The following is a 10,160-nucleotide window of genomic DNA, read 5'->3' as shown; positions in this document are numbered from 1 at the left end:
GGTTGGCGGTGGCCGGGGGCGCGTTCACGGCGGCGGCCGCGTATGCGCTGCTGGCCGGTTTTTCGGTGCCCACCCAGCGCACCTTGTTCATGCTGGGCGTCGGCCTGGGCGCGCTATGCCTGCGGCGCGGCCTGTCGCCGTTCCGCATCTGGTGGCTGGCGCTAGCTGTGGTCTTGGTGATGGATCCTTTCTGCGTGCTGGCGCCGGGACTCTGGCTGTCCTTCGGCTTGGTGGCTGCCCTGATGGCCAGCGCGATCGCCCGCCGCCGCGCGCCGGGCAAGTGGCGCGCGGCGCTGGCCGGCCAGTGGGCGGCCGGAGTATGCACGCTGGCGCCGCTGGTGTGGTGGTTTGGCGGCGTACCGCTGGTGTCGCCGCTGGCCAATGCGCTGGGGATTCCCTATGTATCGCTGCTGCTGACACCGCTGGCGCTGGGCGCGGTGCTGCTGCCGCTGGAGTGGCCGCTGCACCTGGCGGCGTGGCTGGTGCGCGGTTTCTACTTGGGAGTGGAGTGGCTGGCGCAGGCGCCGGGCTTGGCGGTGGCGGGTTCGCCGCTGCCGGTGTTCTTGCTGGCTTTGTGGGGCTCGCTGTGGCTGATCGCGCCGCGCGGGGTGCCTGGCCGCGGCTTGGCGGCGCTGATGCTATTGCCGATGCTGGTCTACCAGCCGCCTCCGCCGGTGGCGGGCGCATTCCGCGCCACCATGCTGGATGTGGGGCAGGGGCTGGCGGTGTTGGTGCAGACCCGGAGCCGCACGCTGTTGTTCGACACCGGCTGGGGCGGCGTGGACCGGGTGTTGCTGCCGCAGCTACGTGGGCTGGGGGTGCGACGCCTGGACCTGCTGATGCTGTCGCATCGCCATAGCGACCATGATGGCGCGGCGGCGGAACTGGCGGCGGCCTTGCCGCCGGGAAGGGTGCTGGCCGGCCAGCCGGAGTCCTTGCCGGAGCTGGGGCTGAGAGGCGAAGGATGCCGGCCCGGCCAGAGTTGGGTATGGGACGGCGTGCGCTTCGATGTGCTGGGCCCGCCGGATACGGCGCCGGCGAATGACGAGAATGCGCGCAGCTGTATCTTGCGGGTGGCCGGCCCGCGGCATGCGCTGCTGTTGAGCGGCGATGCGCCGGAAACAGTGGAGCGCGCGCTGGCCGCGCAGCCGGGCCTGCGCTTGCGCAGCACGGTGCTGGCGGCCGGCCACCATGGCAGCCGCACCGCCACCGGCGTGGCCTGGCTGGCCGCGGCGCAGCCGGAGGTGGTCTTGATCAGCGCCGGCTACCTGAACCGCTACCGTCATCCGCATCCTTCGGTATTGAACCGCTTGCGCGAGGCCGGCATCGCGGCGCTGCGCACCGATCAGGATGGCGCGCTGACGCTGGAGTTTGGCGACGGGGTGGAGTGGAGCTGTCTGCGCGACAGCCAGCGGCGTTATTGGCGCGCGCGCGGCGCTTGCGGGGAGCCGCCCTGACGCGGCTTCAACGCTGGCTGTTGACGCGGGCTTCAACGATGTTGCCGCAACCTTGATAGTAGAGACCATCGAAAGACAGTTTGCGCGCGATCAGGATGCCGCGGCCGTGGCTGGACATCAGCGAGGCCGGTTCAGCATTTTGATAACGTTCCCAGTCGAAGCCCGCGCCCATGTCGCTGATGGTGAAGCGCATATGATCCGGTTCGCGGCTGAAATCGACGCGAACCTGGCGCTGGCCGCGTTCCGGGTCCTGCATGCGGCGTGTCAGTTCGGCCTCCCATTGCCCTTCTGCGATGAAATGGCTTTTTTCATCGAAGCTGATGTCGAGATTGCCATGCTCGATGGCGTTGACCAAGAGTTCGAACAGCCCGGTGGCCACCCGCTCCGGCTGGGCGCAGGTCTTGGCGAGCAGGGCGGTGACGGTCTGGGCCTCCTTGTGGCTGCGGAAGGAGAAGCTGGCCTGGTTCAAATGGCGCAAGGCGTCGACATGCAGATTGGCCAATTCGCGGAAATGGGCGTAGCGGTCCCAGTGGCCGATGGCGGCTTCAACGATGGCCAGCAGCATATCGCGGGAGAATGGCTTGGTCAGGTAGTAAAAGGCGCCGGCGGCCAGGCCCTCCTGCACGCTGGAGGCCGCGCCCATCGCGGTTTGCATGATGACGGGCAGGAACTCCAGCCGCGGCTCGCCCTTGATGCGCTTGAGCACGTCGAAGCCGCTGATGCCCGGCATCATTTTATCCAGCAGCACGGTGGAGAAGGTTTCGCCTTCGCGCTGCAAGATGTCCAGCGCGGTTTCGCCGTCCTCCGCCAATGTGACCTCATAGCCGGCGTCTTGCAGCAGCTCGGCCATCAGCTCCAGGTTGAAGGGTTCGTCGTCAACGAGCAGTAGTTTGTGGGGCATGGTTGTTACCCTCCGTGGCGTCGGCCGGGCTGACGCGCGGAATGATGAAGGTGAACAGCGCGCCGCGGCTTGGCAGATTGCTGGCGAAGATGCGGCCGTGGTGGGCGGTGATGATCTCGCGGCAAATGGCCAGGCCCAGACCGGTGCCGCCGGCGCCGGTCTTGGTGCTGCTGCTCTGGATGAATTTGTCGAAAATGGTTTCCAATTCCGTTTCCGGCACGCCGGGGCCGGCGTCTTCCACGGTGACGATCACGTTTTCCCGCTCCGCGTCCTGGCGCAGCGCGGCATTGACGTGGATCTCCCCGCCGTGAGGGCTGAACTTGATGGCGTTGGACAGCAGATTGCGCATCACTTGGCCGATGCGGAAGGGGTCGATGTCGGAGCCCAGCTTGTCCGGGGTGCAATTCAGGTAGATGTGGACATCGTTGAGCGCGGCCAGCGGCGTCATCTCGTCGCAGATATCGCGCAGGCATTGGCACAGATTGTTGTGGCCTATGGTGTATTCCATGCGTCCCACTTCCATCTTGGCCAGGTCGAGCAGGTCGTTGAGCAGGGTCAGCAGCCGGTTGCCGCTGCTCTGGATGCGGCTGAAATACTGTTCCATCTTGTCGTCGTGCTGCCCGCGCGAGCGGGCTTGCCCCATTTCGGTGAAACCGAGAATGGCGTGCAGCGGCGTGCGCAGCTCGTGGGACATATTGGCCAGGAATTCGGTCTTGGCGCGGCTGGTTTCCTCCGCCAGCACCTTGGCGTGGCGCAGGGTTTCCTCCAGCGCGCGCTGGGCGGTGAAGTCCTGGTACAGCCAGATGGTGCCGAGCTTGGGCACCGAGGGATTGATGGCCTTGCCGTATAGCCGGCACCAGAACAATTTGCCGGTGCCGGTGCGCAGCCGCTGCTCGGTCTGCACCACCTTGCCGTCGTTGAGCAGGCTGTACAAGGCCTTGCCGGTGCGTTCCCATTGCTCCGGGGATTCAAAGAACGGCAGCGTGCTGTGGCCCAGGATCTCGGTTTCCCTGTGCTCGAACAGGTCGAGGAAGGCGCGGTTCACCTGGAGCAGATGGCGGTCCACGATATAGGCCATCGCCATCGGGCTGGCGTCCAGCAACGCGGACAACTGGCGGCTTTGCACCTCCACTTGTTCGGCCAGGCTGTTTTTCAGTTCGATCAGCGCGGCCTCCTGTTCCTTGCGGATGGAGATGTCGCGGCAGACCACCACGTAGAACCAGTCGTCCGGCAAGGTCACTCGGCTCAGCGATAGCTCCACTGGCAGCAGATGCTCGTCGCTACGGCGCAGATTGGCCTCGAACGGACGGCCTTCATGTTCTTGGGCGATGTGTTCGAAGCTGCGCGCCGGATCGCGGTCGTGCAACTCGTCCAGCAGCTTGCCTATCGGCAACTGGCGCATCATGTCCGCCGACTGGCCGATCAAGCGCGCCGCCGCCGGATTGAGCTGCAGCACCAGGCCGCGGTGGTCGATCAGGATGATGGCGTCGGAACTGGCCTGCAGGATCGCGCGCTGGCGCGCCTCGCTTTGCGCCAGCGCCTGCTCCGACATCACCCGGTCGTTGATTTGTTCGCGCAAAGTGCGCGTGTTCAGTTCCAGTTGCTGCTGGCTGCGCTTGAGCTGGTCCTGCATCCGCTTCCGGGATAGCGCCTGGCGTTGTTGCAGCCAGAACAGCGCCAGCAGAAAGCCGGCGGTGGTGGCTAGCACCGCCCAGTGGGTCAGCCTTAGTCGCGGTTCCAGATTGTCCTGCGGGTACGTGCCGAACAGCAGTTCGTTGCCACCTAGATTGTGGCGGATGGTATACAGCGGTGGCGCGGACGGCAGCGGCTGAGTGGGTTGTGAGTCCAGCAGCGGGGAGTCCGGCTGCTCCTGGGCCCAGGCGACGATGCGCACATGGCGCAGCGGGCTGGAGGTGCCGGGTTCGCGCTGGCTGTCCTGGATCAGCTTGTCCTTGCGCAGGTTCAGCAGCAACAGGGTATTGTCGTCGTTCAGGCGCGCAACGATGTCCAGCCGGCTGCCGTTGCTGCCGGGCAAGGCCGTTGGCATCAGCACCGGCTGGGTGCTGTGGCGCGCCAGGTCCATCTTGCGGCGGGCATTGCCTATGCCGCCCAGGTCCAGGCCCTGCGGCAGCGCATTGCTGTCGTCCGGCAGATAGCTGGATACCGGATAATACAGCGGGCGGCGCGGACTGGGTGTCAGGTGACGGTCCTGCAATACGCGTATGCTGTTGGCGATGCGGTTTTCAAAGGCTTCGCGCTGTTCCGGGCGCACGTATTCGACGATGCCCAGGCCGCCGAACGGGGTGTCGTCGCGTATCGTGCCGCGCGCCAACTCGGCCAGCGCCCGCGGCTGCGGGCTGTTGGCCAGGCTTTGCGCCAGCAGGGCGGAGTGGTCCAGCAACGCTTGCAGCCGCACCCGCAACAGTTCGGCGCTCAGTTCGCCCCAGTAATGCTGGCGGTCGATGAGCTCGGCGCGCTCATCGTTGAGCAACAGCCAGTACTCGGCCGATAACAGGCAGATGCTGAGCAGGCCGCTGGCCATCAGCGAACTGAGACGGTTCAAGGAGGGGCACCCCGGCGCGCGCAGGCCGCGCCCGGCTGCGGAGCGGCTTGGCTAGGTCCGGCGGCCATTGTGCGCCAGCTCCTGATACAGGGCTTCGAATTCGCGCGACAGTTTATGGCGTGGATCCAGGTATACCATGGGAAGCGCCGCATCATGTGACTCCCGGATTTTCACGGAGGAAGACAGCGGGGACGACAACACCGGCAGGCCTTCCTGCTTCAGTTCCTCCACCAGCCGTGTCGGCAGGCTGGCGCGGGCCTGGAACTGATTGACCACGATGCCCTCGATGAACAGATCGGGGTTGTGATCGGCGCGGATTTCTTCGGCGTTTATTTTCAGGTTATAGAGCGCCTGGCGGGAAAAGGCATCGCAGTCGAATGGGATCAGGCAGCGGTCGGCGGCGATCAGTGCCGAACGGGTGAAGAAATTCAGCGCCGGCGGAGTGTCGATCCAGATCTCGTCGAACTGCTCGCTCACGCTGTCCAGCGCCTCCTTGAGCTTGAACATCTTGTAGCGGGCTTCCAGCTTGCCCATCAGCTCGGAGAGCTCCGGATGCGAGGCCAGCAGGCTGAGGCCGGCTAGTGGCGTGGCGCGGATGAAATCCGCCGGCTCCTTGCTGAACATGGAAATGCTCAGCATCTGCTCGAACAGCCCGGCCAGCGATGGCGCGTCGCCGGTGGCCGCGGCGCCCAGCAGGTAATGGCTGGCGTTGCCCTGAGGGTCCAGATCGACCAGCAGCACCCGCTTGCCCTGCTTGGCGGCGACGGCGGCCAGGTTGACGGTAATGGTGGATTTGCCCACCCCACCTTTTTGATTGAAGACCACTCGTCGGATCGCTTGCATGGGTGCTCCAGGCATGGGCCGGTTGGGCGGCGCGGCCGCTAGGCAGAGGGCTTGCGTTCGCGCGCGGCAAGGATCAAGCCGCGCGCGGGGCGGGCCGGATTTGGAACGGATTCACGATCCGCGGGCGTCTTGTCTCGCCTTGGCTCGCGAAATCGTGAACACGTTCTCAGAATCCGGGTTCGCCCTTGCATACCAGCAGCATCTGTTGATAGCTGGCCGAATTTTGCACTACCGGCATAGGTTTTATCTGGTTGTCATTATAGGTGAAACTGGCGATCTGGCGGCCGTTCTCGTCGAACAGCACCATGTCCAGCAGGCGGAAGGTGCGTTGCGAACAGTCAATCTGCCAGCTATTGATCGACACCTTGTGGCGCGGCGTGGACAAGAAGTTTTCCTTCTTCAGATTGAAGATGGTCTTGCGGTCGCGAAAGCTGACCAACTGTCCCTGCTTGCGAACCGACAGCTTGTCCAGCTCGTTCAGGATATTGCCGTTGGGGGAGACCCCCAGGTTTTGCCAATCGGCGTTTGCCGGGCTGGCCCCGGATGTCGTCGGCTTGCCGACCGGCGCCGGGCTGGGCGCCTTGCTCGGCGCGCTGGCGCAGGCGCTGATTAGAGCCGTTGCCAACAGTACTGGCCAAATTTTACGCATTGATGCCTCCACGAAATCGCCGTCAGTGTCGCACAGCCGGCGGAGCGCTCCAAGCCTGATGCGTCGAACCAGCCGGCGTGGGCGTCGGGAGGTTGGCATGGGGGCCTTCGACACCGATGGCAAGCAAAAAATCCATAATGCCGTATAAATATTTTTTGTCTAAATATCGCAAAAAATAAATGCAAAAAAAGGAACTTCGTCAGTGTCCCACAGGTCCATGGTAGTGCGAGAGCATTTTTCCTCTTCGTTTCACATTGTCTCCATCCAACTTTATGGCCGCTGCACTCCAGCGGCCCTTTTTTTGCCCATTTCACCCCAGGCGGGACGCTGCCGGCCACTTGCCGTACAATAAGCCCCTTCACGCAAGATGATGGCTTATGCAGGACGCGCTCTCCCTACTCAATCAAATCTTCGGCTACCCCGAATTCCGCGGGCAGCAAGGGGAGATTGTCGACCACGTCGCCCAGGGCGGCCACGCACTGGTGCTGATGCCCACCGGCGGCGGCAAAAGCCTTTGCTTTCAGATTCCGGCGCTGATGCGCCCCGGCGTCGCCATCGTGGTGTCGCCGCTGATCGCGCTGATGCAAGACCAGGTAGCCACCCTGGTGGAGCAGGGCGTGGCCGCTGCCTGCCTTAATTCCGCTACCCAATTGGACGAGGCGCGCGATATCGCGCGCCAGGCGCGCGCTGGCACGCTCGATCTGCTTTACGTGGCGCCGGAGCGCTTGCTGACACCGCGTTTCCTCGAATTCATGTCGCAGCTGAACATCAGCCTGTTCGCCATCGACGAAGCCCATTGCGTCAGCCACTGGGGTCATGACTTCCGCCCGGAATACCAGCAGCTGGGGTTGCTGGCCGAGCGTTTTCCGCTGGTGCCGCGCATCGCGCTGACCGCCACCGCCGACGAACAGACCCGCGCCGACATTCTTCATTACCTGAAGCTGCAAGACGCGCGCGTCTTCCTGTCCAGCTTCGACCGGCCGAACCTGTTCTACCAAGTGGTGGAAAAGCACAACGCCAAGAAGCAGCTGCTCGACTTCATCCGCAACGAATATCCCGGCAGCGCCGGCATCGTTTACTGTCTGTCGCGCAAGCGCGTCGAAGACTCCGCGCAATGGCTGTGCGACAACGGCATCCACGCCTTGCCCTACCACGCCGGTCTCAGCCACCAACAGCGCGATGTGAACCAGCGCGAATTCCTGCGCGATGAAGGCGTGGTCATGGTGGCCACCGTCGCTTTCGGCATGGGCATAGACAAGCCGGACGTGCGTTTCGTCGCCCACATCGACATGCCCAAGAGCCCGGAGAATTTCTATCAGGAATCCGGCCGCGCCGGCCGCGACGGCCTGCCCGCCGCCAGCTGGCTGTGCTACGGCCTCAACGACGTGGTGCAACTGCGGCAAATGATAGAAGGCGGCGAAATGGCCGAGCTGCAAAAGCAGGTGGAACTGGGCAAGCTCGACGCCATGCTGGCCTTCTGCGAGGCAGCCTCCTGCCGACGTCAGCATATCCTGGCGCATTTCGGCGAACAGAGCGGCCGCTGCGGCCATTGCGACAACTGTCTGCATCCGCCCATTACCTTCGACGCCACCGTGCCGGTGCAAAAGCTGTTGTCCTGCATCTACCGTGTGGAACAGCGTTTCTCCGCCGGCCACGTGATCGACGTGCTGCTGGGCCGCGCCAATCAAAGCGTCGGCCACTACGGCCACGACAAGCTGTCCACTTTCGGCATCGGCCGCGATTACAATCAGCGCGCCTGGCGCTCCATCATCCGCCAATTGGTGGCGCGCAAGCTGCTGCATGTCGACATTGCCCGCGGCCAGTCGCTGGTGCTCAGCGATGAGTGCCGCGCCGTGCTCAAAGGCCAGGAAAAAATCTACCTGCGGCCGCTGGCCGATGACAAGGCCGCGCGCAGCACCGCCAGCGCCGACCGCTGGCTGCGCACCGAGCGTGAAGAACGGCTGTGGCAGGCGCTGCGCGGCTGGCGCCGGCAGATGGCGGACGAGCACAATGTGCCGGCCTACGCGGTGTTCTCCGATCGTACCCTGCGCGACCTGGTGGAAAAGCACCCGACCTCCCGTGCCGGCCTGGCCAAGGTCTATGGCCTGGGCGAACTCAAGCTCGCGCGTTACGGCGAGGCGCTGCTCGAACTATTGAGCGCGGCGGCGGCCGAGGGCTGAACGGAAGCGCCGTTTTTGTTTCCGGTCCGGCGGATCAAATCCGCTACAATCGATGCGAATAATATTGATTGATCTGGAGCGATAGATGGCAGTAAACCTGGAAGTCCTGAGTGATGATGCTCTTCTCCCCATTCCCGGCCTGACGCTGAGCGTCGCCGCCGCCGGCATCAAGAAAGCCGAGCGCAACGACGTGCTGGTCATCCGCCTGGACAAAGGCAATACCGTCGCCGGCGTATTCACTCAAAACCGCTTCTGCGCCGCCCCGGTGCAAATCTGCAAGAAGCATCTCGATGCCGGCGTGCAAATCCGCGCGCTGGTGATCAACACCGGCAATGCCAATGCCGGCACCGGCGAGCAAGGGCGCCAGGACGCGCTGCAAGTTTGCCGGACGCTAGCGGATGAATTGGGCTGCCAGGTAGAACAAATCCTGCCGTTCTCCACCGGCGTGATCCTGGAGCCGCTGCCAGTGGACAAGATCGCCGCCGCGCTGCCGCGTCGGCAAGACACCGGTTGGGCCGATGCCGCCCGCGCGATCATGACCACCGATACCGCGCCCAAGGCGGTCAGCGCTCGCCTGACATTGGATGGTTACCCTGTCAGCATCACCGGCATCTCCAAGGGCGCCGGCATGATTCATCCTAATATGGCCACCATGCTGGGCTTCATCGCCACCGACGCCGCCGTGACCCGTCCGGTGCTACGCCAATTGGTCAAGGAAGTGGCCGATGTCTCCTTTAACTGCATTTCGGTGGATGGCGACACCTCCACCAACGACAGCTTTATTTTGATGTCCACCGGCCAGAGCGGCGGGCCGCTGATCGACTCGACGCAGCATGCCGGCTATGCCTTGTTGAAGGCGGAACTGATCAAGGTCGCCACCCGTTTGGCGCAGGCCATCGTCCGTGATGGCGAAGGCGCCACCAAATTCATCACCGTCAAGGTCGAAGGTGGCCGCTCGTTTGAAGAATGCAAGGATGTCGCCTATGCCATCGCACGCTCCCCATTGGTGAAAACCGCTTTCTTCGCCTCCGATCCCAATCTGGGACGTCTGCTGTGCGCGATCGGCTATGCCGGCGTGCAGGACCTGGATGTCGATCGCCTGGAGCTGTATCTGGACGAGGTGCTGGTGGCGACAAACGGCGGGCGCAACCCTCTATATAGAGAAGAAGATGGTCAGCGGGTGATGGCCCAGCCAGAAATCACCGTCAGAGTCGACTTGGGTCGAGGCGCGGCGGAAGCCACGGTGTGGACCTGCGACTTCTCCTATGACTATGTAAAGATCAATGCGGATTACCGCAGCTGAGCAAGGCGTTTGAGCCGGTTTGGCATGGTCGTGCGCCAGAATGCAGGCACTCGCTTCAGAAAAAGCCCCGTGAATCGGGGCTTTTTCGCATCCAGTAGCGTTGCCTCTGCATGGGTTTGCCGGAGCGCCGGAGAGAAGTTGTTCCGGCTTAGTATGACGGTTCCTTTACAAATCAAAAGCTTGCCGGCGCTGTTTGCGAAATGTCAGTCTTTTTTCAAAATAGGTGTTGACGGGTGTGGGGTCGTGACGTATAGTTCGCCTCCT

The 10,160-nt window shown here is 63.6% G+C and carries 7 protein-coding genes; 3 read left to right on the top strand and 4 right to left on the bottom strand.

The features are described from left to right. A partial coding sequence (locus LQT98_RS21185; protein WP_231464993.1) for a DNA internalization-related competence protein ComEC/Rec2 occupies nt 1–1,457 on the top strand: 1,457 nt, incomplete at its 5' end. Nucleotides 1,458–1,464: 7 nt separating this feature from the next. On the opposite strand, the gene LQT98_RS21180 is transcribed toward LQT98_RS21185, so the two are convergent. From LQT98_RS21180 to LQT98_RS21165, 4 genes are all read right to left on the bottom strand, one after another. Continuing rightward, the gene (locus tag LQT98_RS21180; RefSeq protein WP_048410399.1) at nt 1,465–2,358 is read right to left on the bottom strand and encodes an ATP-binding response regulator; all 894 of its coding nucleotides are present in this window, start codon (nt 2,356–2,358) and stop codon (nt 1,465–1,467) included. Further along, nucleotides 2,333–4,921 (bottom strand): ATP-binding protein, encoded by a 2,589-nt coding sequence (locus LQT98_RS21175; RefSeq protein WP_231464991.1) that lies wholly within the window; start codon nt 4,919–4,921, stop codon nt 2,333–2,335. The genes LQT98_RS21180 and LQT98_RS21175 overlap by 26 nt, the downstream gene beginning before the upstream one ends. Nucleotides 4,922–4,972: 51 nt before the next feature. Continuing rightward, nucleotides 4,973–5,764 carry a ParA family protein gene (locus LQT98_RS21170; RefSeq protein ID WP_082151075.1) on the bottom strand — a complete coding sequence of 264 codons (792 nt, stop codon included), beginning with the start codon at nt 5,762–5,764 and terminating at the stop codon, nt 4,973–4,975. A gap of 166 nt (nt 5,765–5,930) precedes the next feature. Then, nucleotides 5,931–6,389: a surface-adhesin E family protein gene (locus LQT98_RS21165; RefSeq protein WP_231464989.1), complete on the bottom strand. Its 459-nt coding sequence runs from the start codon at nt 6,387–6,389 to the stop codon at nt 5,931–5,933. Between the two features lie 401 nt (nt 6,390–6,790). On the opposite strand from LQT98_RS21165, the gene recQ reads away from it, so the two are divergent. After that, nucleotides 6,791–8,593: a DNA helicase RecQ gene (recQ, locus tag LQT98_RS21160; RefSeq protein ID WP_231464987.1), complete on the top strand. Its 1,803-nt coding sequence runs from the start codon at nt 6,791–6,793 to the stop codon at nt 8,591–8,593. Between the two features lie 85 nt (nt 8,594–8,678). Next, complete coding sequence (gene argJ, locus LQT98_RS21155) at nt 8,679–9,896, top strand: bifunctional glutamate N-acetyltransferase/amino-acid acetyltransferase ArgJ (protein ID WP_231464984.1); 1,218 nt, start codon at nt 8,679–8,681, stop codon at nt 9,894–9,896. Nucleotides 9,897–10,160: the final 264 nt, after the last annotated feature.

Origin of the sequence: Chromobacterium aquaticum (assembly GCF_021129195.1) — a bacterium.
GTDB lineage: Bacteria > Pseudomonadota > Gammaproteobacteria > Burkholderiales > Chromobacteriaceae > Chromobacterium > Chromobacterium aquaticum.
This window is presented reverse-complemented; position numbering and strand designations above follow the sequence as displayed.

Bases quoted from the DNA above. Each gene is read 5' to 3' on its own strand.
- LQT98_RS21180 (WP_048410399.1), bottom strand. From the start codon at position 2,358: ATGCCCCACAAACTACTGCTCGTTGACGACGAACCCTTCAACCTGGAG.
- LQT98_RS21170 (WP_082151075.1), bottom strand. From the start codon at position 5,764: ATGCAAGCGATCCGACGAGTGGTCTTCAATCAAAAAGGTGGGGTGGGC.
- recQ (WP_231464987.1), top strand. From the start codon at position 6,791: ATGCAGGACGCGCTCTCCCTACTCAATCAAATCTTCGGCTACCCCGAA.
- argJ (WP_231464984.1), top strand. From the start codon at position 8,679: ATGGCAGTAAACCTGGAAGTCCTGAGTGATGATGCTCTTCTCCCCATT.